We start from the raw sequence: 24,628 nt of genomic DNA, 5'->3' as shown, positions 1-24,628 counted from the left end.
GTACCAAGGGCACCAGCCGGCGTGTCGTTTCGCCGCCAAGCCTCAGGTCTTTGCGGGAAGCGGATCGCCCTGCCCCGGATCGTCCTTCCAGCCACCACCAAGCGCCTTGTACAAGGACACCGTCGCCTGCAGCCGCTTCAGTTTCAGTTTTCCCATATCGTTCTGCACGTCCGACAAGGCCCGCTGCGTGTCGAGGACCGTCATCAGGTCTTCGGCCCCGGCCTTGTAGCGGATTTCCGCCAGGTCGTAGGCCTGGCGCGCCTCTTCCAGCTCGGTGGTCTTCAGGCGCCGCTGTTCATCCAGGCTGCGGATCTGGCCCAGCGCCGTGTCCACTTCGGACAGGGCGGCGATCACGGTCGCGCGATACACCTGGACCAGCTCCTGTTTCCGGGCGATGGCGAGATCGCGTTCCCGCTTCCGCCGGCCGCCGTCGAAAATCGGCGCGATCAGCGACGCACTGACATTGGCGAGCAGGTTCGGTGCATTCAGCAGCGACAGCAAGGCGCTGCTTTGGGTGCCCATCGCGCCTGTCAGGTTAATGCTGGGGAACAGGTTCGCCCGCGCGACGGCGACGTCGGCATTGGCGGCGGCCAGGCTGGCCTCGGCGCGGCGGATATCGGGGCGGCGCGACAGCAGCTCGGACGGCAGGCCCGGGGACACCTCGGGCAAGGTGACCGTGTCCAGTCCCTTCTGGCCGACGGAGAAGGTCTGCGGCGTCTTGCCGAGCAGGATGGCCAGGGCCGACTGCGCTTCGCGCTCCTGCTGCATCAGGTCCGGTATGTCCGATTTCTGCTGCGCGACGACGGAGCGCTGGCGCGCGAGGTCGAGCGAGGAGGCAGCGCCCGCGTTCTTTTGCGCCTGCACCAGGGACAGGACGTGTTCGGCATTCGCGACGTGCCCGCGCGCGACGGCAAGCCGGTCGCGCAGCGACAGCACCTGCAGATAGGTCGAGACGATGCCGCTGGTGACCGTCAATGCCACGGTCTGGCGGTCGAAACGGTTGGCCTCGAGCGAGGCTTCCGCCGACGCCACGCCTGCCTTGTTCTTGCCCCAGAAATCGACTTCGTAGGAGACTTGCAGACCGCTGTCGGCGGAGGTGCTCGCGCTGCCGCGCCGGATCGGTACCGAGCGGTTGGCGTCGCTGTAGAAAGTCGCCGTCGGCAGCAGGGACACGCCGGCAATGCGCGCCTCGGCCTCCGCCTGTCTCACGCGTGCGAGTGCGCCCGCGAGCTCCAGGTTGCCGGACTGGCCTTCATCGACCAGACGGGTCAGTTCAGGGCTGCCGAATCGCTGCCACCAGTTCTTGTCGGGCCATTCCTGATGGTTCGGGGTCCCGGCGGCCGTCCAGACGGCAGGCAAGTCGACCTTGGGCGGCGGCTCCGCGATCGGACCACGGCCGGCGCAGCCCGCCAGCGCGGCGCAAACCAGGCCGAACAGGAGAGACGATCTGAAAGCGCGATGCGTCATGGGCACACCTCAAGAGCCTGATGCCGGCGCCGCCAGCGCATCGGGCACGGGACCGGCCAGCACCTTGTCGCCTGCCGCCAGGCCGGACAGGATCTGCGCCTGTTGCGCATTACGAAGTCCGACCTTCACCTTGCGGGCACTGACGCGCTGGCCGGCGTCGACCACGTTGACCTTGACCAGGCCGTCTTCATCCGGCGCGCCGAGGCAGCTGGCCGGGAGCAGCACGGCATCGCGCGCCTGGGCGACAAGGAACTGCACCTGGGCACTCATGCCGCTCATCAGTTCGTGATCCGGATTCTTGACCTCGAACAGGACGATATAAAAGGCCTGCTTGCCCTGCTCGCCCGTGCCGTCGGCCGGGACGGGAATAACCTGACGCAGCTTTCCCGACCAGCGCTTTCCGGGATAGCCGGGCGTCGTGAAACTGGCGGCCATGCCCGGCCGCAGGCGCGTCACATCGTTTTCCGCCACGCGCGCGGCCACAGTCATTTCCGACAGGTCGGCAATCCGCAGCAGCGGTGCCGCAAGCTGCGAGGCGGCAAGGATTTGTCCGGGCCGCGCGGCCAAGGACACCACGGTCCCGGCAATCGGCGACTTGACCAGCGTCTTCTGGCGCGCTTCCTCATCGATCTTCAAGGTCGCTTCGAGTTCGCGGATCTGCGCCGTGATCGCATCGAGGCGCGCGCTGGCCGACGACGCGTTCATCCGCGCCGATTCAAAGGCTTCCTCGCGGGTCGCGTTCTGCGCTTTCAACTGCGTCTGGCGCTTGAACTGGAGCTGGGCGAAATCGAGTTGTGCGCGCTGGTCGGCGAGTTCGGCCTGCAGCCGGGCCATCTGGGCGCGATTGCTCTCGACCTTGGTGGCTTGCTGGGCCGGGGCGATTTCGAGCAAGGCCTGGTCCGCCTGGACCGTGTCGCCGATGGCGACCGGCACGTCTTTCACCTGTCCGGCAATCTGGGCATAGGCATCGGCCCATTTGTGGAGCTGGAGCTTGCCGGCGGCGTCGACCGTTAGCTGGAAGTCGCCCCGGCGCGCGGTGACGGTGTCGAGCTTGACCGGTGCGGCCGCAGCCGCGGGTGTAGCCGGCTTGCCGGCCTGTGCCGACACGGGACCGGCGCACAGCACGGCGGCCAGCGAAAGCAGCGTCGCAGTGAGGTCACGGAAGCGGCCTGCCAGGAAGGTGGTTCTGTCTTGTTGATCAGCAGCCATGGAACTACATCGGCAAAATGCCGAGTATACACATTTACCGGCAAGTCCTGCCTATTCCTGTTCGAGCGGGAGCACGGTCAAGGTCTGGTTGAATACCGCACCCGTATCGATGTAGTGCACGTTACCGAGCAAGAGGTCGCGGTCCACCGGCGTATGGCCGACGAAGATTTTTGTGATGCCGGCGACGTCGGAAGAAATGCGGGCGCCGAAACGCTCACGGCTCCACATGCTGATGTTGGCGATTACCTCACCGTCTTCGCCGCCCAGCTCGGCGACCAGCTCTTGCCAGCTGTCGAAAGGACAGTCGGCATGCACGATCCCGACCGCTCCCGAGCGCGTCCCGACTTCGATGGCGATGGGCAGCACGCTGAACATGCCGGCGATGTCGGCCTGCATCCCGGCGGGCAGGTCGATGAACCAGCGGCCGCCGTTCACCCGGTACTCGAGGCCATCCTGTTCGCCCGCGACGTAGTCGATCGCCATCTGCTCGTGGTTGCCCCGCACCGGATGAAACCACGGCTGCGCCAGCCATTCGACGACCTGCGCCGACTGTGGCCCCCGGTCGACGAGATCGCCAACACTGAACAGCCGGTCGGCTTCCGGATCGAAGCGGATATCGCGTAATGCCGCCGACAGCAGGTCGAAGCAGCCATGGATATCGCCGACCACGAAGTCGCGGCCACTCGTATTGACGGGATAGTGCGTATATAAAGACAAAGGCGCTCCTCGATTGCAGTCATGACGATTATCGATCATGAAGCGACAATCCGCGTCGCGCCGGTTCGGTGGAGCGCGTCTAGGCCGGTGCCCCGCCCGACATCCCGTCGATCTTGCGGTCGACGAAACGAACGACGTTTGCGAGCCAGTCCTGCGCCTGTCTGATTTCTTTGGGTTCAGGATGCGGCCTGAGGATCGTCCTTGGGACCCCACCGAAGGTGGTCAAGGCCATTTTCTGGCCAATGCCGCCTTTCGGGATCTTTTGGCCAAGGTTCCAGTGTTCTTCCATGAAAGCGGGCCATTCTTCCTTGCTCTTGTTGCCCGGCCATGCCATCAGCTTCCGCTGCAGCGACGGCAGCGTTTCCTTGTCCTCGACGCATTGCGGATTTTCGAAGAACAGCTTGAGTTCGACCGTCTTCGCCCTGCGAATGTCGAGCCTGAAAAAGAACTGTGGCTTGCCGGTTCCCATCAGCTTCGCCATGGTCGGGGTCATGAAATCGATCTTGGTCGACGTGGCCGATTGCCGCTGCCTTTTCGCGCCGGAACCGATTCGCACCCAGTCGTCGCGCACGATGTGGGATGCGAGGGTGTCGCAGACCCTGGCGCGCAGATCGGATTCGACCGCTTGCAGCAGTTTCGCCGCTTCCAGCCCTCCCTTTAGCCCCTTCAGCTGCAACTCGAGCCGGGCCTTCGCCTCGGCGTTCTGGCCGTGAAAGGTTTTGAGCATGCTTCCGATCGGCCCTTCGTAGTCTTCCTCTTTCAGGAGGTCTTCGGCAAGTACGCGGGGAGCGAAGTCACGCGATCCCGTGACTTTCTGCAGGGTGCGGAGGTAGTCGGACAGGAAATGCATCACGTTGGGACCGGGCTGTCCGGCGCAGTCACCGGCTTGGGGACTTGCCTGCAGCATCGCCTGCAAGGGAGCGAGGACATGGCCGCTCCAGTCGATGGGCGTCCAATAGTCCCTTTCGGCCGGCTGTGCCGGGGCCGCACCGTCGAGGGTCAGGTAGAGCAGCAGCGTCCTGGCCGAAGCCAGTCCGCCGGCCTGCTTTTGCACCGCTTCGCGGTAATGCTGCAATTGATCGCCGTGCTCGTTCGCGCCGATCTTGGCTTCGATGGCGAGGAAGAAGGTGGAGTCGACCTGGACATAGACGTCGATGCGCTTGCTGCTGTCCTGTTGGGCCGCTTCGGCCATCTCCGGCGACGAAGCTTCGCCGAGCATCAGGGTCTTGTTCCTGACCGGCAGTTCCGAAAAGACGCGCGCCGCGTCCAGATTCGCCGGCACATGCCCTGCGCCCCCGGCGGGCAGTCCCCGGACGAAGCGCTCGATGAAGGCCGTACCCAGGTTATGGCTGCCCTTGGGGTCCAGGAGCCATGCCAGTGTCTTGGTGTGGCGCAGTTCGTAGGTTTCCAGGCCGAGCACCTCGAACGGGTTGAATACCGACAGCGCTTCGCGCAGTTTGCTGAATCCCGGGTGGGAAAAGAGTTCTTCGGACATGGTCGTCTGCCTGGAGTTGAGCCGCCAGCAGCATAGGCTTCAAGTTGCATTTAGTCAACATACGGCCTATGCTGTCTTGACTCAGCAAGGAATCAACAGATGCATCAAGTTCGGTTTGCTTCAATAAATCGCCGTGCGGAGCTCGCGGTGATCCTCGCCCTGTGGCATGAGCTCCCCGCCCGGGGCCTGGCGTACGCCATCTAAAAGGACGGCTATCCCCGGATGCCGCTGGCGGACGGCGGCGCCGGGAATTGGACGACACGCGGTGTCGAGATGGAGTTATTCATGGATGGGATTGAGCGATGAAAAACGTGAACATGGAAGAAGCGGCCGATGCCGCGGCCGAGCTGACGGCGAACGAGCGCAGGTACCTCGAACGCGCGCAGGACGATCCCTTCGAGGATGGCGGGATCGTGCGTTACTACGAACAGGCCTTGAAAAGCAGGGTCCACGAGACGGTACTCGCGGCGATCGAAGTGCGCATGCGGACCGACTTTCCGAAAGCCGCCAAAAGAGTGTTCGGCGCCAAGGGAGAGCAGGTCGAAGCCATGCTCGAGCGCGTGCAGGACGCGGTCCTGGCGCAGTTCGACCTGGCCGGCAATGGCCTGGGCAGCCACATCAAAGTCGGTGGCGACGAGCGCCGCACCGGCAAGGCCTATCTGTACCGCTATCTGTCCTACCGTGCGCGCGGGCAGCAGTACGGCGCACAGATCGCCCTGATCCAGGACGACCCGGCGCAGGAATTGCGCGTGCTCGTGCGCTACTACCGCGTTTATGCCGACGCCGGCAACATCGACGAGCAGGAGTGGTTCGCGGCGGGTGACATCGGGCGCGCCCAGGACGCCTACCTGGCGCTCCTCGAGCGGCTGGCGGTACCGCGCCGCCCGCAGGCCGCCTGAGCGCCTCGGTCAACGCCCGGAACGCGTCTGCCTTGCTGTCCCCGGTTTGCCAATTCTCAAATTTTCTTGCCCATATATCGATAGACTGATTCGGTCCGGCTAGTGCCATCGAAAAAGAAATCGAAGGAAATGGCGAGGGAAGGTATGGGATCGGAATCCGAATCGTGTGCCGGCCAGGCCGGCGCTTACGGCACAGCGGCCATGCGCAGGTCGGGGCATGCCGCGACGAGGCGCCGCCGCGAACGAGGCGCTTTCGCCATCATGTTCGTACCGCTGCTGTTCGTCATCGTCGCGTTCTGCGGCCTGGCCCTGGATGCCGGCCAGCTGTACAACCGCAAGGTCGACCTGACCGGCGTGGCCAAGGCAGTCGCCCTGGCGGCCGCACGCGAACTCAACGGCACGGACGACGGCATCACGATGGCAAAGAAAAGGGCCAGGGAGACCGCCGAGGCCCTTCGCTACGGCTATTTTCAGGACGGCGCCCCCGTCCCATGGAACGAGGCCGCCCTGAGCTTCAGCACCGCACCCGCGCGCGACGGGAACTGGATTCCAGCCTCTTCAGCCAACGGAACGCCCCAGACAACGAAATCGGCGCTCTACTACGCCAAGGTCGACACCGCCGGACTCGACCCTTCCGTCGGCACCGTGAATACCTTCCTCATGCATCTGGTGACCGGCGCCACCAGTGCGATCCGGATGAGAGAAAGTGCGGTGGCGGGACGGTCGGCGCTCAACGTGACACCGATAGCGATTTGCGCAATGTCCACTGACGCCGCCAGCAAGTACACCTTTACGACTTCCGGCGGCGTGACACTCAACGAACTGGTTCAATACGGCTACAGGCGCGGAGTGAGCTACGATCTGATGCAGCTCAACCCGAATGGGACCAGCGCAATCAGCTATATCGTCAACCCGGTCGCCGTACCGGGAGGCGCCGGCCCCGCATTCAGCAGCTCGAGTCTCGGTCCGTTCATGTGCAGCGGCAGCGTATGGGTCCCGCGCCTCACGGGCGGCACCATTCGCGTGACCTCGCTCCCATCCACATCGCCGCTGGCATCCCTGTCCACGCCGCTCAATTCGCGCTTCGACATCTATGGAAGCGGTCCCTGCGCAGCCAATGGCGCCCCTCCGGACTACAACGTCCAGGCCTACGAATACGACAAGAACAACGCCGTCAAATGGATGAATCCGACGAAGGGCAGCCGGGCCGCCCTGACGGTGACCTCGCGAGGCAAGCGCGAGACCGCCGCGGATCTTCTGACCGCCCCCGCGTCGGCGGGCGACTACGGTCCGCTATGGGCTTTCGCCAAAGCGGCCAAGGCCCCGACGCCGCTGGACGCGCCGGAACCGGCCAACGGCTATGCGACCTTCAGTACGTCGGACTGGTCGACCCTGTACAAGTCCGGCCCGACCGCACCGGGCTACCCGACCGCGACAGCCACGCCTTACCTGTCGACCAGCACCTCCTCCGGCAATTACGCCAGCCCGGGCGCCGACCACCTCGATATCTCGACGCTGAATCGGCGGGTCCTCAACATACCTCTATTGTCCTGCTCCCCGGCAGCACCGTCCGGCACCAACACCAGCGCGACCGTAGTGGCGATCGGCAAGTTCTTCATGACGGTCCCGGCTACCGATACGAGCCTGATCGCCGAGTTTGCCGGCCTGATCCCGGAACAGGCACTTTCCGGTCAAGTGGAGCTCTATCCATGAAAGCGCGTTTGCCAAGGAAGTTGCCACGTTCGCCCAGGCGGGAGCGCGGCTCCGCGGCCGTCGAACTGGCCCTCATACTGCCGATCCTCATCACACTCCTGACCTTTCCGGTTTTCTATGCGCGCTGCTTGTGGCACTACACCGTTGCGCAGAAAGCGGCACAGGACGCGGCACGCTACATGGCTTCGGTACCGGCTGCCGAGATGCGCTCCAAGAAACTGGGCGCCGCGGCACAAAAGATTGCGGAAGAGATTGCAAATCAGGAGATCGCCGAACTTGCTCCCGGCAAGGAGTTCGACCCGCCGCAGATCACCTGCGACGGCCTGTCGTGCGGCTCTTCGACCGGGAAGACGCCATCCAAGGTGCGTGTCTACATCAGTTTCGGCATGGCCGACACATTCTTCGGCGCCGTGGACACCGGCCGCTACGGTCTGTTAGTCACTGCTGACGTGACGATGCGCTATGCCGGCAATTAAATCTACGCGCCGTGCTCCACGACATCCCGGGGTGCGGGAATCGGGGATCGCTGCCATCGAATTCACGGTGCTTGCGGTCGTCTTCTTCAGCTTCGTGTTCGGGATCATGGAAGTCTCCCGCCTGCTGTTCGTATACAACACCCTGCAGGAAGTCACACGCCGCGCCGCCGCCGCCGCCGTCAACATCTACCCGAGCGACACCACCGCAATCGACAAAGTGAAGCAGGATGCCGTCTTCCGGAATTCACCTGGCGAGCTCGTGCTTGCACCGCCGATCACGGACCAGCACGTGCGCCTCGAGTACCTGAAATTCGATTTATCCGTGATCCCGGAAACTGCCTGGCCCGCCAGCGCCGCTGCCAATCGCGCGATCTGCATGGCCAATTCGCACGCCGCCAACTGCATCCGCTTCGTGCGGGCCAGCGTTTGCGACCTGCATGTGGCCGGTGAATGCGACGCCGTGCCCTCGGCCTTGCTGCTTCCCCTGGTCGACCTGCGCGTCCGCCTCCATAAGGCGACGACGATCGCGCCAGTCGAGTCCCTGGGCTACGTGCTGGGGACGCCGGCTCCGCCGGTGCCTCCTCCTTGCTCCTGCTGAACAGTACGGACTGGTGCGGCTGTCGGCCCGGTGCATATCGACGAATGAAACCGGCCACGGAAGCCGGCGCCTGAACGCAGGCCGCTAGACCAGGGGCACGCCGTTGAGCCCGCGCGTTCCCGCAAACACGCCGCTGATGAATTCGAGGAATACGGATGCCCGTTGCGGCAGCAGCCGCTCGGCCGCATACAAGGCGTTCAAGGGCGTGCCCGATACGGCGTAGGCGCTCAGCAGCGCGCTTACCTCGCCGCGTTCGAGTTCGCCGGCGACCATCCAGGACGGAAGATAGCCGATGCCCAGGCCGCCCAGCACTGCGCGGCGGATGCCTTCCAGGTTGTTGAGCCGTAGACGCCCGCCGACGTGGACCTCGCCCGTGCTGAAGGGCCAGCCGCCGCTGCCCAGCAGGGTGTAGACGATGCACTCGTGCTGCATCAAGTCCGGCGGCTCGGCCGGCAGGCCATGCCGTTCGAGATAGGCCTTGCTGGCGACGCAGATGCGCTCGGATGTCCCGACACGCCGTGCACGCAACGCGCTGTCCTTGAGGGCGCCGCCGCGGATCGCGATGTCGACGCCTTCGGCGACCAGATCGATATAGCTGTCGCTGAGCCTGAGCTCGACCTGCACGTCGGGATAACGGGATAAGAACCGGGGCAAGGCCGCCATCAGAACTTCGGTACCCAGGCTCTCCGCGCATGCCACGCGCAGCAAGCCATGCGGATGCTCTTCGCCGCGGGCGTCGGACTCCGCCTGCGCAATGACATCGAGAGCATGCTTTGCCTGCGCGTAATAGGCCTGTCCTTCCGGCGTCGTTGCCAGATGGCGTGTCGAGCGATGCAGCAGCCGCGTGCCCAGCAGTTTCTCGAGCGAGGCGATATGCCGGCTGACGTTGGGCTGGCCGATCTGCAGCTCCCTTGCCACTGCGGAGAAACTGCCTGTTTCGACCGCCCGTACGAAGCAATGCATCCACATCAACTTATCCATTTTTTCCAGGCCTGATTTCGATTCATGCAATGGGAGCATAAATGATATGGCGCCGGCCTGTCTTCTCCTTCCGCCGGCTTCGCCCCACACTGAGGACTGCGTTCAATGCAAAACCCGATTTCATAGCCAAGGAAAAACCATGTCACTGAAACTTGCACAAAAAGTAGCGGTCGTTACCGGCGGAAGTACCGGCATCGGCCTGGCCATTGCCAGACGTTTCGTCAGCGAAGGCGCGAAAGTCTATATCACCGGTCGCCGCCAGGCGGAACTCGATGCCGCCGTCCAGGCCATCGGAGGCGATGCGGAAAGCGCCCGTGTGGACTCTGCGGATATCGCGCAGCTGCGCGCCCTGTTCGATCGGATCGGTCAGAAGCACGGCAAGCTCGACGTTCTCGTCGCAAATGCGGGCGGCGGCGCACTGATGCCCTTCGGGCAGATCACCGAAGAACACTTCGACGACACTTTCTCGCGCAACGTGAAAGGCACCCTGTTCACCGTCCAGACCGCTTTGCCGCTGTTGGGCACAGGTTCGTCGGTCATCCTGACCGGCTCCACGGCAGCCAGCGGCGGGACCGAAGCGTTCAGCGTTTACGCCGCCTCCAAAGCCGCCGTCCGTGCCTTCGCCCGCAACTGGATTCTCGACCTGAAGGGTCGCGGTATCCGCATCAACACGCTGAGCCCGGGTCCGATCAGGACGCCTGGCTTGGTCGAGCTCGTTGGCACCGATCCGGATCAGCAACAAGGCTTCCTCGACCACCTGGCCTCGCTCATTCCGATGGGCCGCGTCGGCGAGCCGGACGAAATCGCGAAGGCGGCAGTATTTCTGGCGTCGGACGACGCGAGTTTCGTGAGCGGCATCGAACTGTTCGTGGATGGCGGCCTCCGCCAGATCTGAGACGGCGCTACGTCCTGCTCGCGGCTGCACCGATCGCCGGTGCAGCCGGCCCCGAACCCGGCATCCCGGTGCCGATGCGAAAGGGTCCGCCGGGTCGGCGCTCTCATTTGGCGATATCGACGTGATACGGAAGCCAGCGCGGGCAGACCCGGCAGGTTCTGGTGATTCAACGGCACAAGAAACACAGGTATCCTGGACATGTTCTAATTGCGGAAACGAGCTCGTTCCACAGCCCGGGAGAACGAGACAGCACCCTGCCCAGGGTATGGGCGCACATTCAGGAGAGTGCAATGAGCCGTAAGACCCCCATTGAGCGCTACCGCAACATCGGCATCAGCGCCCACATCGACGCCGGCAAGACGACCACGACCGAGCGCATCCTGTTCTACACCGGCGTCAATCACAAGATAGGCGAGGTGCACGACGGCGCGGCGACCATGGACTGGATGGAACAGGAACAGGAGCGCGGCATCACGATCACCTCGGCTGCGACCACGGCATTCTGGAAGGGGATGGCCGGCAATTACCCGGAACATCGCATCAACATCATCGACACCCCGGGGCACGTCGACTTCACCATCGAGGTCGAACGCTCGATGCGGGTACTGGACGGCGCGGTGATGGTGTACGACTCGGTCGGCGGCGTGCAGCCGCAATCCGAAACCGTGTGGCGCCAGGCGAACAAATACAAGGTGCCGCGCATCGCCTTCGTCAACAAGATGGACCGCGTCGGCGCCGATTTCTTCCGCGTGCGGCAGCAGATCCACGACCGTTTGAAGGGCAACCCGGTGCCAATCCAGGTGCCGATCGGTGCCGAGGACAGGTTCGAAGGCGTGGTCGACCTGGTCAAGATGCGCGCCATCCGCTGGGACGAAGCCGGTCAGGGCGTGCACTTCGAGTACGGCGACATCCCGGCCGAACTGGAAGGGGTCGCGCGCATCTGGCGCGAAAGCCTGGTCGAGGCGGCGGCCGAGGCAACCCCCGAGCTGACCGAGAAATACCTGAACGGCGAGCCGCTTTCCGAAGACGAGATCAAGGCGGCGCTGCGCCAACGCACTGTGGCCGGCGAAATCGTGCCGATGCTGGCCGGCTCCGCCTTCAAGAACAAGGGCGTGCAGGCGATGCTGGACGCCGTGATCGACTACCTGCCCTCTCCGATCGACGTGCCGGCCATTGCGGGCCATGACGAGAACGACCAGCCGATCGAGCGCCACCCGTCGGACGAGGAGCCGTTCGCCGCGCTGGCCTTCAAGATCATGACCGATCCTTTCGTGGGCCAGCTGACCTTCTTCCGCGTGTATTCGGGCGTGGTCAATTCCGGAGACAGCGTGTACAACCCGACCAAGGGCCAAAAGGAGAGGCTGGGCCGCATCCTGCAGATGCACGCCAACGAGCGCAAGGAAATCAAGGAAGTGTTCGCCGGCGACATCGCGGCCGCGGTAGGCCTGAAGTCGGTTACCACAGGCGATACGCTCTCCGATCCGCAGCACGTGATCGTGCTGGAAAAGATGGTGTTCCCGGAACCGGTGATCTCGCAGGCGGTGGAACCGAAAACCAAGGCCGACCAGGAAAAGATGGGGGTCGCCCTGAATCGCCTGGCGCAGGAAGACCCCTCGTTCCGTGTCCGCACCGACGAGGAATCCGGCCAGACCATCATGTCCGGCATGGGCGAGCTGCACCTGGAAATCCTGGTTGACCGCATGAAGCGCGAGTTCGGCGTCGAAACCACGGTCGGCAAGCCGCAGGTGGCGTACCGCGAAACCATCCGCAACGCGGTCGAGAACGTCGAAGGCAAGTTCGTCAAGCAATCGGGCGGCAAGGGACAGTATGGCCACGTGGTGCTCAAGCTCGAGCCGCTAGAGCCCGGCAAGGGTTATGAATTCGTCGACGCCATCAAGGGTGGCGTGGTGCCGCGCGAGTACATCCCGGCGGTCGACAAGGGCATCCAGGAGACGCTGCCTTCCGGCGTGCTGGCCGGCTACCCGGTGGTCGACGTGCGCGCGACGCTGACCTTCGGCTCTTACCACGACGTCGACTCCAACGAAAACGCCTTCCGCGTGGCCGCCTCGATGGCTTTCAAGGACGGCATGCGCAAGGCCTCGCCCGAACTTCTCGAGCCGATGATGCAGGTCGAGGTCGAGACACCCGAGGAATTTACCGGCAACGTGATGGGCGACCTGTCGACCCGGCGCGGCCTGGTCCAGGGTATGGACGAGATTGCCGGCGGCGGTGGCAAGTTGATCAAGGCAGTGGTGCCGCTGGCCGAGATGTTCGGCTACTCGACCACGCTGCGTTCGCTGACCCAGGGCCGCGCGACTTACACGATGGAATTCAAGCACTACGCGGCGGTTCCCAGGCATGTGCTCGACCAGATCGCATCAACGCGCGCGAATCGATAATCAGCCCTGGGGCAACATGAACTCCGCGAAGAAATCGCCCAGGGCCTGGTGTGCATCCAAGGGCAGGACCAGGGCGATATACTGATCGGGGCGCACCACGACCAGGGCACCCTGCTCGCGATCCACGCCGCGCAAGTCGAAGATGTCCGGGCCGTGCTTGAGCTTGGCGCTGAACACCTTTTCGTAATCGTGGAGGCCATGGCGCCCTTTCTGCGGCCATAGCAGCGCGGACATCGCCTGGATTTCGAGGTTCGCGTGACTGCCCTGGAAGACGGCGCGCAGGTCGAACACCGCGTCCGGGTCCTGGCCCGCCGCAGTGTATCTGCGCACTGGCGAGGCGGGTGAATCCTCGAGGAAGCGACACAGCTTGCGCAGGCCGCTGTTAGCGTCCACGGCGTCATCCTTGCCGGCGAAGGCGTAGAGGCGCCAACGCCCGTCGGCCTTGCCCGCATGTCCCAGATGAACTACCTTGGCGTCGCAAATGCGCACCACTTCAGCCGAGTGAAAACGCGTCCCCACTTCGAAGCCGGCGGCCAAATGCTGGTGCGTCCCGTCACCGCAGAGGAGCGATGCGCTGTATTTCGTGCCCATGCCGGCGGTGTACCGCAGGTGCCGCTCGAAATACGTCTGGAACTCCTTGGGGTCCAGACCTCCGCCCTGTCCGTCGGCCGGTTTTTCGCTGATCATCTTCGCCCACTCACTGTCGAAGTCGATCAATTGCTTTCCGACCGCCTGGCGCTCGGCATTGTAGCTATGCAGGAGCGATGGCGGGCATTGTCCGCGCAGGACAGCCGCAAGCTTCCAGCCCAGGTTGAACGCATCCTGCATGGAGCAATTCATGCCCTGTCCCGCCTTGGGACTGTGGGTGTGGCAAGCGTCGCCGGCGATGAAGACGCGCGGCAGCTGCCCGCTTTCCCGTCCTGCAGGCACGTCGTCGTATTTGTCGCAGATGCGCTGGCCGATCTCGTACACAGACCACCATGCGACCTCCTTCACATCCAACTTGTAAGGATGGAAAATGCGCTGCGCGGCATCGATTAACTGCTCGATCGTAATCTTGCGCTGCGACACGCGTTCGTCCTCCCTCAGCTCGTCCATCTCCACGTACAGCCGAGTGAGATACCCTCCCTCGCGCGGAATGATCAGGAGACTGCCTTCGCAGGACTGGATCGCCACCTTGTAGCGCACGTCGGGGAAGTCGGTTACCGCCAGCACGTCCATCACCCCCCAGGCCTGGTGCGCCGCCTCGCCGGCCAGTTCGCGGCCGATCGCGGTGCGCGTGGCACTGCGCGCACCGTCGCAGCCCACGACATAGCGTGCGCGCACGATCTCGCGCTGCCCGGCATGCGTCGGGTCGGTGCGCTCCAGCGTCGCCGTCACCGGATAGTCGCCGGCAGCAGCATCGACCTTGACGTCGAGCAGCTTGCGCGCGTAATGCGGCGCCAGCCGGCTCGGCGAATTGCGCATGGTCTCGAGGTAGAGATCGTGGACCCGTGCCTGGTTGAGCACCACGTGCGGAAACTCCGACAAGCCGTCCTCCGTGTCCTGCACGCGGCCATGACGCACGATCTCGCGCGGGTTCTTTTCGTCGGGTTTCCAGAACGTGACTTCGTTGATCCAGCAGGACTCCTGGAGCACGCGCTCGGCGAAATTGAATGCCTCGAACATTTCCATCGTGCGGCAGGCGATGCCGTCGGCCTGTCCTTTCTCCAGCGGCCCATCCTTCTGCTCGACGATCGCCGTGCGAATCTCGGGGAACGCTGCCAGTTGCGCCGCCAGCGTCAGGCCCGCCGGGCCGCAGCCGACAATGAGTACATCCACCTGTGCCGGCACGGCATCGGTGTGCGGCCGGGCGAGCGGCGAAACCGGGTGAAGATGCGGGTCGCCGGGACGAAATCCGTCGAGATGGAATTGCATGACTGGTCTCCTGAAAACTGTTACTACCGTTGTGTTATTTCGCGGCATGTTCCGCGTCGCTCCTGCGGTGGAAGCACTTTGACGGAAAAGAAGTATTTTCGAAACAGATAATCTTTGATCGTTATAATCAGGATTTTAAATATCGATAGACCAATGAAGCACTTTGACCTCGAGCTGCTGCAGATCTTCGACGAAATCTTCAAGACAGGGAACGTGACCCGGGCAGCCCACAACCTGGGCCTGCCGCAGTCGAGCGTCAGCCTCGCCCTGAGCAAGCTGCGCGGCCATTTCAACGACCAGCTGTTCAGCCGTACCGTCAAGGGCATGGTGCCCACGCCACGCGCACAGAACGCGATCGGGGACGTGCGCCTCGCGATCTCGGCAGTGCAGCATGCGCTGGCCGACCAGCCGGTATTCGACCCCGCCGAGAGTACCCGTCAATTCCGTGTCTGCATGACGGATATCAGCGAGATCGTGCTCCTGCCGCGCATGCTGAACCACTTGCGCGCCATTGCCCCGGGCATTCACCTCGAGATATCGAGGATTTCCCCGGCCACGCCCGCCGAGCTTGCGGACGGCACGGTCGACCTGGCGGTCGGTTTCATGCCACATCTGGAGGCCGGCTTCTACCAGCAAAAGCTGTTCGACCAACACTTCGTCTGCCTGGTCGCGCATACGCATCCGCGTGTGGGCGCGTCGCTGACGGTCGAGAATCTGCGGCAGGAGGGACATGTGCGCGTACGTACCTCGGGCACCGGCCATGCGATCGTCGACAAGATACTGGCGCGCGAGGAGATCGAGCGCAATGTCGTGCTGAACCTGCCGAGCTTCCTGGGCGTCGCGTCCATCGTGGCGCAGACCGAGCTGCTGGCCATTGTCCCCTTGCGCTATGCGAGCGTGGTGGCAGGCAGCGAAGCGGTCCGCTTCCTGGAGATCCCGGTGGATCTACCGAGCTATCAGGTCAAGCAGCACTGGCACGAACGCTATCATGCCGACGTCTCGAACCGCTGGCTGCGGCAGATGGTTGCCGCGCTGTTCGCCAGCGGCGACGCCGCCGGGAGCGGCGCGCCTCATGGCGCGTCCGCTACCCGGCCAGCTGCATGACAAGCCGCTGCGCCGTCATGCCCGATGGGCGATACCGCTAGGGTTTGCCCGGATCTTTCTGATTTGGGAACTGGTCGAATTCGATGTTGAACAGCTCCCCGTTGACCTTCTCGACCCGCCGCACGTATTCCGTCTGCACCACGTCGCGGGTGGCGGCGTCCAGCATGATCGGTCCGCGCGGACTGTTCAGCTGCATGCCCTTCAGGATTGCCATGGCCTTGTCGCCATTGATGTCGCCGTTCAGCTTGCGCGCGACCTCATAGATTGCCGCCATGCCGTCGTAGCCGCCGACGGCCATGAAGTTGGGCCGGCCCGCGCCAGGGTTGGCGCTGGCAAAACTCTTGAGGAATGCGGCATTTTCAGGCGATTTGTGGGCCGCCGAATAATGAAAGGTGGTGATCACGCCCAGCGTCGCGTCGCCCATCGCCGCCAGCATATGGTCGTCCGTCAGGTCTCCGGTGCCGATGACCTTGATACCCGCTTCGGCCAGGCCGCGCTCGCGGTAGCCCTTCATGAAAGCGATGGTGTGTTCGCCGGGCGGTACGAATACGAACACCGCATCCGGCCTGGCGTCCTTGATGCGCTGGATGTAAGGCGCGAAGTCGGGATTTTTCAGCGGTACGCGGATTGCCTCCTGGACCTTGCCACCTCCTTCCGTCAGGGCCGCCTTGAACGCCGTTTCGGCATCGATACCGGGCGCGTAATCGGCTACCAGCGTGACCACGTTCCGGATCTTGTTCTTGAGCGCCCACTTCGCCATCGGCGCGGAGCTTTGCGGCAGCGTCATCGACACGCGTGCGATGTAATTCGACTTCGTCGTAATGGCCGAACTGGCCGCATTCATGATGATCATCGGCTTTTTCGCCTGCTCGGCAAGCGGCGCGACCGCAAGTGCTTCCGGCGTCAGGCCGAAGCCGGCCAGGAAATCGACCTTGTCCCGCACCACGAGTTCCTGGGCCAGCCGCTTCGCGATTTCGGGCGAGGGCCCGGTGGTGTCCTTGACGATGACCTCGATTTTCTTTCCGGCGACAGTGCTGCCATGTTGCGCCATATAGGCTTTGATCCCGCCTTCCATCTGCTTGCCGTAATCGGCGAACGGTCCGGAAAAGGGTGCGATCAGTCCGACCTTGATGGTGTCCTCGCCCGCGGCTTGCGCCAGCATGGTGAGGGATAGCGCGCCTGCTGCGAGGACTACCCTGGATATTACTTTTTTCATGCTTTAGTCTCCATTTAAGCTGTTCTTGTTTCTTGTCCGGCCAGATATTCGCTCGACCGCGCCTCCCGATGCGGTCCGGAACCATCGCTCACAGTGTGCCGAAGTTCGCGCCCATTGAATACTTGTTGGACATTGATTCATATAATCAGCCTTTTGAATAATGCTGGATTTGTCGCTTCGGCGCCTGACGCCAGCTTGAACACGCCGACTGCCTGCGCCAGCCTCGCCGCCTGCTCCCGCATCGCTTCGGACGCGGCTGCCGCTTCCTCGACCAGGGCCGCGTTCTGCTGGGTCATCTGGTCGATCTCGGCGACGGACTGGTTGATCTGCTCGATACCGATGCCCTGTTCCCGGGTCACGGCGCTGATCTCACCGATCATGCTGCTGACACGGCCGACGTCGGCGAGAATTTCCTGCATCGTCGTACCCGCTTCCCGTACCAGGCCCACGCCGTCGTCGACCTTCGACACGGAGTCCCCGATCAGCGTCTTGATCTCGCGGGCGGCGGCGGCCGAGCGCTGGGCCAGGTTGCGCACCTCGCTGGCCACCACGGCGAAGCCCCTGCCCTGCTCGCCCGCGCGCGCGGCTTCCACCGCCGCATTCAGGGCCAGGATGTTTGTCTGGAAAGCGATGCCGTCGATGACGCTGATGATATCGACGATCCTGCTGGACGAGGCGTTGATCGATGCCATGGTTTCGACCACCCGGGCGACCGCGGCCCCGCCGCGCCCCGCGACCTCGGAGGACGATTCCGCCAGCACATACGCCTGGCGCGCGTTGTCCGCGCTCTGATTGAGGGTGGTGGTCAGTTCCTCCATCGATGCCGCGGTTTCTTCGAGTGAGCTGGCCTGGCCCTCGGTACGGCTCGACAGGTTTTGAATGCCGCTGGCGATTTGGCCCGACGCGGCGGCGATCATGTCGGTGCCGGCCCGTACCTGGCTGACGACGGCGGCCAGCGCATCGCGCATGGACTTCATCGCGGCCATCAGGCTGTCCCGGTCACCGGCGCGAACCGCCACCTCGACGCTCAGGTCGCCGGTCGCGATGCGCCGGGCCACCGCGACAGCGACTTCGGGATCGCCGCCGATCTGGCGTTCGATGTTTCGCACCAGCAGCACCACCACGCCGCTAAGGACGGCACCGATCGCGGCCAGCCAGATCGCGGCCTCTGTCATCTGTTCGCGGAAAGCCCGGTCCAGGTCGTCGGCATAGAGGCCCACCATGAAATACCAATTCCAGGGCTTGTAGTGAACGGTATAGGATATCTTGGGTACCGGCTCCCGCGAGCCCGGCTTGACCCACATGAACGAGGTAAAGCCGGAACCGGTTTGCAAGGTCGACTTGACGCCTTCCACACTGATTGCCCGGCCGTTCACGTCGAGCACTTTCGCGATCGGCATGCCCTCCAGGTCGGCCTTGAAGGGGTGCATCAGCATCTTGTCCTTGTCGAATACGACGATGTAGCCGCTATCCCCGAAGCGCAATGCCCTGATGCGCGCCAGGGCCTGCTTTTTGGCTTCGTCGAGAGGCAGCGCACCCCTGGCGGCCAATGCCTCGTACTCCCCGGTGATTGACGCCGCCATGTCGTTCGCATTCGCGAGCTGGATCTTGCGTTCGTCAAAGCGCAATTCGCGCGTGCGCATGGCATCGATCACGAATACTGCGAGCAGGCATATCCAGCCAAGAAGCAATGGAAGGAATAGTTTTTGGCGAAAGGTCATTTTCATTGTAGTTATCAAGGCAACAGCGCCGGAATCACAGCCAATATCCCACCTGTCATTTTTTTCACGTTTTTATTTCCTGTTTTATCTAGTTCCAGGTTTGACTGGCCCCAGGGGGTTTTCCTCGCACTGATGCCGCCCATAAATCTTGCGAGTGAGCATAGTCTGCCCAAGTCAAGGGATGGTGGATACCGATCCATTCCGATTTCGGAAATCAGGTTTTTAAATAATGCGGGAGTCAGGAAACGCTTCGATACCGGGTTGTGACCCGACCGGCAGGGCTGTACCGCACATCGGTACACTGACGCAGACGTCGGAAGGCGTGGCCTTTCTGCGGCAGGCGCGGGTAGCCGTCGCCACGCGGGACCCGGCCCTTGGTTCGGTGGCGGCGCGACCAGTCTTCCTCAGTGATTATGGCGTGGCATGTCCTGGGCGACGCCCCGGTACTTCAACGCCATCTCTATGACAGCACCGGTATGCAGTTGGCCGACGCTGGCGCGGTAGATCTCCTGCCACGGGGTCTGGTTGCCGGGTAGGGGCGGCGGCGCATCCTTCCTGCGCGCCGCCAGCTCCGCATCCGGCAGCAGTACGTCGCAGCGTCCGATGTTCAGGTCCACGCACACGCTGTCGCCGGTGCGCAGCAAGGCCAGGTTGCCGCCGGCCGCACTCTCCGGCGAAGCGTTCAGGATCGACGGGCTATCCGAGGTGCCGGACTGGCGACCGTCGCCCAGGGTAGGCAGCGCCATGATGCCGCGCTTGATCAGGGCGTCCGGTGGTTGCATGTTCACCACTTCCGCCGAACCGGGCCAGCCAACCGGACCGGCACCGCGAATGACCAGCATGGTGTGTTCGTCGATGTTCAGGGCCGGATCGTTGATGCGCTGGTGATAGTCGTCGGAGCCGTCAAACACGACCACGCGGCACTGGAAGCGGTTTTCCGACCCGGGCGTCGACAGGTAGCGCTCCCGGAAACTTGGAGAGATCACGCTGGTTTTCATGATCGCGAAGTCGAACAGATTACCCTTCAGGACCATGAAGCCGGCCTTCTCCTTGAGCGGCTCGGCGAAGGGCCGGATCATCTCGCGATCCGGACTCTCCCTGCCCGCGAGGTTTTCGGCCATGCTGAACCCGGTCACGGTCGGACGCTTAGAGCGCAGCAGGCCCTGCTGTTCCAGCTCCCACATGATGGCCGGCACGCCGCCGGCGCGGTGGAAACGCTCGCCAAGGTATTTGCCTGCCGGCTGCATGTTCAGCAGCAGCGGCACCTCGTAGCCGTATTCCATCCAGTCCGCAGGCGTGATCTCGACGCCGGCGTGGCGCGCCATCGCCATGATGTGCGGCTGGGCGTTGCTGGATCCGCCGATCGCGGCGTTCACCACGATCGCATCCAGGAATGCCTCACGCGTCAGGATCGTCGACGGGCGCAGGTCTTCATGCGCCATCGCGACGATCCGGCGGCCGGTGTCGTAGGCCATCTGGCCGCGCTCGCGGTACGGCGCCGGAATCGCCGAGCAGCCGGTCAGCGACATGCCGAGCGCTTCGGCCACCGCGTTCATGGTCGACGCCGTACCCATGGTATTGCAGTGCCCGGCGGACGGCGCCGATGCGGTCGCGATCTGGATGAATTTATCCTCGTCGATCTCACCCGCGGCGAGGCGGCGGCGGCCCTTCCAGATCGCGGCGCCGGAACCGACCAGCTCGCCTTCGAACCAGCCGTCCAGCATCGGGCCGCCGGACAGCACGATGGCCGGGATGTCGACGGTGGCGGCGGCCATCAGCTGGGCCGGCGTGGTCTTGTCGCAGCCGGTGGTCAGCACCACGGCGTCGATCGGGTAGCCGTGCAGGATCTCGACCAGGCCCAGGTAGGCCAGGTTGCGGTCCAGCGCCGCGGTCGGGCGGCGGCAGTTCTCGAAGATCGGGTGCAGCGGGAATTCCATCGGGATGCCGCCGGCGTCGCGGATGCCATCGCGCACCCGCTCGGCCAGCTCCAGATGGATGCGGTTACACGGCGAAATGTCGCTCCCGCTCTGGGCGATCCCGATAATCGGTTTGCCCGAGCGCAGCTCGGCGGGCGTGATACCGTAGTTCATGAAACGCTCGAGATAGAGCGCGGTCATGTCGATGCGTTCTTCGTTGTCGAACCAGTCCTGGGACCGGAAACGGCGTGCCGCCTGTTGCATGCTCATGTTCTCATTCCTTGATCCGCAGCGTGTGCTGCGGCAGTCCCGGCGTCTCGACGCGGAAGCCGAACAGGCCGCCCGCGAGCGGCTGCGTAGCCAGTTGGTCCTCCGACAGTCCCTTGCGCGCGGTGGTCGCGTAGACGGTGCGCAGGTCCTTCCCGCCGAACGCCAGTTTGGTGACGTTGGCGCAGGGGAAGCCTACCTCGCCAAGCTTGCGGCCCGCCGCGTCGAACCGGTCGATGCGCCAGCCGCCGAAGGTCGCGACCCAGAGATGCCCATCGAGGTCGACCGCCATCCCGTCCGGAAAGCCGCCGTCCAGGATTTCCACGAACAGGCGCTTGTTCGCCAGGCTCCCGTCCGAAGTCAGATCGAAGGCGTAGATCCGCTTTTCCAAGGTGTCGGTGTGGTAGAGGGTACGCCCGTCGGGACTGACGGCGGGGCCGTTGGTGATGACATAGCCATGGTCCATCTTTGCGGCTTCCATGCCGTCGAAGCGGTACAGCACGCCGCTCGGCATTTCCTCTGCGTCGTGCATCGAGCCAAACCACAGGTGGCCGTGGGCATCGACGTAGCCGTCATTGAAGCGATTACCGGGAACATCGGCCTCCACCTTCGCCAGCGGCAGGAATTCGCCGGTCTCGTCGATGAAGCGGTACAGGCCATCTTCGAGCGAGCAGACCATGCCGCCGCTGGCCGGAACGATGAAGCTCACCTGCCCCGGCGCATCCCAGCTGCGGCGCCCCGAACCGTCGGCGGCGCAACGGTGGATGCGCCTGCCCTTGATGTCGACGAACCAGACCTGGCCAGTCGCGGCATCCCACAGGACGCCCTCACCCAGCGTGGCCTTCGCTTCCCACAGGCAGGCTGGCAGGACCGCGCTCATGCGCCGTACCAGCCGGCGTCGACGAAGTATTCACGGCCGCTGCAGCGGCGCGCGTTATCCGACGCCAGGAACAGGACCAGCGCGGCCACGTCCTGCATCTCGACGCGCTCCGGCATGCATTGGCCAGCCAGGATACGGGCCTCTTCCTCCGGGTTGTGCCACAGCGCCTGCTGGCGCGGCGTACGCACCGCTCCCGGTATCACCGTGTTGGCGCGGATCCCGTATTTGCCGGCCTCGCGCGCCAGCGCCCTGGTCATGCCTTCGATGCCGGCCTTGGCCGTCATGTACAGATGGAGCTGGGCGTGGGGGAGATGCCAGGAGATCGAACCGAAGTTCAGGATCACGCCATGGCCCCGCTTCTTCATGCCGGGTAAAACCGCCTGGGTGCAGAAGAACATGTGGCGCAGGTTGACGTTGATGCGGCTCTCCCAGTAAGCAGGTGTGACGTCCTCGATCTCGTGGCGGTCGTCGTTGGCGGCGTTGTTGAGCAGGATGTCGACACCACCGAGTTCATCCAGGATGCGGGCAAAGACGGTCTTCAGCTCGTCAAGCCTGGTCAGGTCGCACTTGACAAACTTCGGCGGCGTCGAGGCGTCGCGCAACGCCGCCTCGAGCTCGCGCGAAGCCTCCTCCGCGATGTCGATGAAGACCACACGGGCGCCCTGCCCGGCGAAGGCCCTGGTCAGCTCGCTACCGATGCCGCTGCCGCCGCCCGTGACGACGACGCGCTTGCCTTTCAGGTCGGGATAGGCGGCGTAGGCAAACCCATGTTGTGTGTTGTCGGCCATGTCGTTCTCTCTTTTATAGGAGGCCGCGCTGCGCCAGGTTCTTGTAGAGCGCACGCACGCCAAAGGTCCAGGGTTCGATCTCGTCGCTGCGGCGCACCGTGTTGACGAGCATGCCCAACGAGGGCGTCGAGATGCTGACGCGGTCGCCGTCGTGGTGGCTGAACCCCTTGCCGGCGGCATCGCGGTCCTTGATCGGCGAGAACATCGTACCGAGGAAGAGCATGAAGCCGTCAGGGTACTGATGATGGGCGCCGCATGTCTGGCTTACCAGGTCGAGCGGGTCGCGGCTGATCTCGCGCATGCGGCTGGCGCCGGCCAATTCGAAGCCGTCGTCCAGCCCCTCGATCAGCATACTCACTTCCGCTCCGCGCAAGGTATCCATGGAGAACCCGTCATCGAACAGGCGGATGAGCGGACCGATCGCGCAGGAGCCATTGTTGTCCTTGGCCTTGCCGAGCAGGAGCGCGCTACGCCCTTCGATGTCGCGTAGGTTGACGTCGTTGCCGAGCGTGGCGCCGATCACCTTGCCGCGGCTGTTCACGGCCAGGACGATCTCCGGTTCCGGATTGTTCCAGTGCGAGGATGGATGCAGGCCGACATCGGCGCCGTGGCCGACGGCCGACATCGGCTGCGACTTGGTGAACACCTCGGCGTCCGGACCGATGCCGACTTCCATGTACTGCGACCACAGGCCGCGCTCGAGCAGCTCGGCCCTCAGTTGCCGCGCCGCCTCCGAACCAGGGACCAGGTTCGACAGGTCGGTGCCGATCGACGCCTGCAACTGCTGGCGCAGCTCGGCGGCGCGGCCGGGATCGCCCTTGGCCTGCTCCTCGATCACGCGCTCGAGCAGGCTGACCGCGAAGGTCACGCCGCAGGCCTTGATCGACTGCAGGTCGCACGGTGCGAGCAGGCGCAGGCCCCCCGCTGCGGGCAGCCCCTGTGCCGCTGCCTGCAGGAGGGCGCTGGCACTACCGAGCTCCTCCCCTTCGGCGCCGCGCACGATCGCTGCCGGGTCGTCGTCCTCGAACAGGTCGGCCACCGTGGCCGCGCGGCGGGTGATATCGAACACCCGTCCGCCACGCACGGCGACCACTGCCGGACCGATGCCTTCGCGCCAGACCCGGCCCACCATCAAGGCGCGTTCAAGGTCGTGCGGCAAGACCCTGGTTTGGATTGCTGTCATATTCTCTCACTTTCAAGGTTTTCAGGTCCAGCCCGCATCTACGACGAAGTCCTGCCCGGTGCACATCCTGCTGTCGTCGGCCGCGAGGAACAGCACCATCGAGGCGACGTCGTCCGGCATCAGCTTGCCCGGCAGGCATTGCGCCCTGCTGATCTCTGCTTCGGCTTCCTTGTTCACCCAGAGTTCGACCTGGCGCTGCGTCATTACCCATCCCGGCGTCACGGTATTGACACGGATGCCGAACTTGCCGAGGTCACGCGCCAGGCAGCGGGTCAATCCCACCACCGATGCCTTGGTCGCCGCATAGACCGGGTAGCCCGGGTTCTTGGCATGGAAGGACATCGAGCTGAAATTGATGATCGAGCCGCCGCCCTTCTTCTTCATGCCGGTCAGTACTGCCTGGCAGGTGAAAAACATCGGGCGCTGGTTGATCGCTACGCGCTCGTCCCAGTAGGCCAGCGTCACGTCTTCGACCTTGTGCCGCTGGTCGTCGGCGGCATTGTTGACCAGGACGTCGAAGTCGCCGAGCTCGCTGGCCAGTTCATCCATGACGCCCTGCAGCGCCGGGATGTCGGCGATGTCGCAGTAGCGGAACACCGGTGGGTTAGGCAAGTCGCCGAGGCGCGCGCACAGCGCCGCGCCGGCCTCGCGCATGATGTCGACGAACGCCACCGTCGCGCCTTGCTCGACGAAGGCGGCGACGATCGCCTCGCCGATGCCGCTGCCTCCCCCCGTCACGAACACCCGCTTGCCCTGCAGGCTCCCATATCTCGCCAATTGTTTCATG

20 protein-coding genes are annotated in these 24,628 nt (G+C 64.0%); 7 read left to right on the top strand and 13 right to left on the bottom strand.

Going from position 1 to position 24,628, the window contains the following annotated elements:
* Positions 1-42: 42 nt before the first annotated feature.
* From AC1DIX_RS00520 to AC1DIX_RS00505, 4 genes are all read right to left on the bottom strand, one after another.
* Positions 43-1,467, bottom strand: coding sequence for an efflux transporter outer membrane subunit (locus AC1DIX_RS00520; RefSeq protein ID WP_477321158.1), 1,425 nt, complete (start codon positions 1,465-1,467; stop codon positions 43-45).
* Positions 1,468-1,476: 9 nt separating this feature from the next.
* A complete protein-coding gene (locus AC1DIX_RS00515) occupies positions 1,477-2,676 on the bottom strand; it encodes an efflux RND transporter periplasmic adaptor subunit (protein ID WP_477321156.1) in 1,200 nt (399 codons plus the stop codon).
* A 51-nt stretch (positions 2,677-2,727) separates the two neighbouring features.
* Positions 2,728-3,393 carry a metallophosphoesterase gene (locus AC1DIX_RS00510; RefSeq protein WP_477321154.1) on the bottom strand — a complete coding sequence of 222 codons (666 nt, stop codon included), beginning with the start codon at positions 3,391-3,393 and terminating at the stop codon, positions 2,728-2,730.
* A 79-nt stretch (positions 3,394-3,472) separates the two neighbouring features.
* A complete protein-coding gene (locus AC1DIX_RS00505) occupies positions 3,473-4,888 on the bottom strand; it encodes a PDDEXK-like family protein (RefSeq protein WP_477321152.1) in 1,416 nt (471 codons plus the stop codon).
* 302 nt (positions 4,889-5,190) lie between these two features.
* Here AC1DIX_RS00505 and AC1DIX_RS00500 point away from each other — a divergent pair, with 302 nt between their 5' ends.
* The 4 genes from AC1DIX_RS00500 to AC1DIX_RS00485 all read left to right on the top strand — a co-directional run bounded on the left by AC1DIX_RS00500 (position 5,191) and on the right by AC1DIX_RS00485 (position 8,574).
* Entirely contained in the window at positions 5,191-5,787 is a 597-nt protein-coding gene (locus AC1DIX_RS00500; protein ID WP_477321150.1) for a hypothetical protein, read from the top strand.
* A 261-nt stretch (positions 5,788-6,048) separates the two neighbouring features.
* On the top strand, positions 6,049-7,500 hold the full coding sequence (locus tag AC1DIX_RS00495) for a pilus assembly protein TadG-related protein (RefSeq protein ID WP_477321148.1): 1,452 nt from the start codon (positions 6,049-6,051) through the stop codon (positions 7,498-7,500).
* The gene (locus tag AC1DIX_RS00490; RefSeq protein ID WP_441933943.1) at positions 7,497-7,976 is read left to right on the top strand and encodes a TadE/TadG family type IV pilus assembly protein; all 480 of its coding nucleotides are present in this window, start codon (positions 7,497-7,499) and stop codon (positions 7,974-7,976) included. The genes AC1DIX_RS00495 and AC1DIX_RS00490 overlap by 4 nt, the downstream gene beginning before the upstream one ends.
* A complete protein-coding gene (locus AC1DIX_RS00485; protein ID WP_477249121.1) occupies positions 7,963-8,574 on the top strand; it encodes a TadE/TadG family type IV pilus assembly protein in 612 nt (203 codons plus the stop codon). Before AC1DIX_RS00490 ends, AC1DIX_RS00485 begins: the two co-directional genes overlap by 14 nt.
* An 84-nt stretch (positions 8,575-8,658) precedes the next feature.
* Here the strand turns inward: AC1DIX_RS00485 and AC1DIX_RS00480 are convergent, their stop codons facing one another.
* Complete coding sequence (locus AC1DIX_RS00480) at positions 8,659-9,555, bottom strand: LysR family transcriptional regulator (protein WP_477321146.1); 897 nt, start codon at positions 9,553-9,555, stop codon at positions 8,659-8,661.
* Between the two features lie 139 nt (positions 9,556-9,694).
* Between AC1DIX_RS00480 and AC1DIX_RS00475 the strand changes: the two genes are divergently transcribed.
* Complete coding sequence (locus tag AC1DIX_RS00475; RefSeq protein WP_477321144.1) at positions 9,695-10,450, top strand: SDR family NAD(P)-dependent oxidoreductase; 756 nt, start codon at positions 9,695-9,697, stop codon at positions 10,448-10,450.
* 290 nt (positions 10,451-10,740) lie between these two features.
* Entirely contained in the window at positions 10,741-12,849 is a 2,109-nt protein-coding gene (gene fusA, locus AC1DIX_RS00470) for an elongation factor G (RefSeq protein WP_477321142.1), read from the top strand.
* Here the strand turns inward: fusA and AC1DIX_RS00465 are convergent, their stop codons facing one another.
* Positions 12,850-14,766, bottom strand: a complete 1,917-nt coding sequence (locus tag AC1DIX_RS00465) for an FAD-binding monooxygenase (protein ID WP_477321140.1) — start codon at positions 14,764-14,766, stop codon at positions 12,850-12,852.
* A 153-nt stretch (positions 14,767-14,919) separates the two neighbouring features.
* On the opposite strand from AC1DIX_RS00465, the gene AC1DIX_RS00460 reads away from it, so the two are divergent.
* A complete protein-coding gene (locus AC1DIX_RS00460) occupies positions 14,920-15,870 on the top strand; it encodes a LysR family transcriptional regulator (protein WP_477321138.1) in 951 nt (316 codons plus the stop codon).
* A gap of 37 nt (positions 15,871-15,907) precedes the next feature.
* Here AC1DIX_RS00460 and AC1DIX_RS00455 read toward each other — a convergent pair whose 3' ends face one another.
* From AC1DIX_RS00455 to AC1DIX_RS00425, 7 genes are all read right to left on the bottom strand, one after another.
* Entirely contained in the window at positions 15,908-17,086 is a 1,179-nt protein-coding gene (locus tag AC1DIX_RS00455) for an ABC transporter substrate-binding protein (RefSeq protein ID WP_477321136.1), read from the bottom strand.
* A gap of 137 nt (positions 17,087-17,223) precedes the next feature.
* The gene (locus AC1DIX_RS00450) at positions 17,224-18,813 is read right to left on the bottom strand and encodes a methyl-accepting chemotaxis protein (protein ID WP_477321134.1); all 1,590 of its coding nucleotides are present in this window, start codon (positions 18,811-18,813) and stop codon (positions 17,224-17,226) included.
* Between the two features lie 398 nt (positions 18,814-19,211).
* A complete protein-coding gene (locus tag AC1DIX_RS00445) occupies positions 19,212-20,987 on the bottom strand; it encodes an IlvD/Edd family dehydratase (RefSeq protein WP_477321333.1) in 1,776 nt (591 codons plus the stop codon).
* A gap of 10 nt (positions 20,988-20,997) precedes the next feature.
* A complete protein-coding gene (locus tag AC1DIX_RS00440; RefSeq protein ID WP_477321132.1) occupies positions 20,998-21,870 on the bottom strand; it encodes an SMP-30/gluconolactonase/LRE family protein in 873 nt (290 codons plus the stop codon).
* Positions 21,867-22,658, bottom strand: coding sequence for a D-xylose 1-dehydrogenase (gene xylB, locus AC1DIX_RS00435; protein ID WP_477321130.1), 792 nt, complete (start codon positions 22,656-22,658; stop codon positions 21,867-21,869). The genes AC1DIX_RS00440 and xylB overlap by 4 nt, the downstream gene beginning before the upstream one ends.
* A gap of 13 nt (positions 22,659-22,671) precedes the next feature.
* Complete coding sequence (locus tag AC1DIX_RS00430; RefSeq protein WP_477321128.1) at positions 22,672-23,841, bottom strand: fumarylacetoacetate hydrolase family protein; 1,170 nt, start codon at positions 23,839-23,841, stop codon at positions 22,672-22,674.
* Between the two features lie 21 nt (positions 23,842-23,862).
* On the bottom strand, positions 23,863-24,627 hold the full coding sequence (locus AC1DIX_RS00425) for an SDR family NAD(P)-dependent oxidoreductase (RefSeq protein WP_477321126.1): 765 nt from the start codon (positions 24,625-24,627) through the stop codon (positions 23,863-23,865).
* Between the last annotated feature and the right edge of the window lies 1 nt (position 24,628).

The organism is Massilia sp. 05N420, from assembly GCF_056397205.1.
Note: the sequence above shows the minus strand (reverse complement) of the source record. Positions and strands in the feature narration are given on the sequence as shown.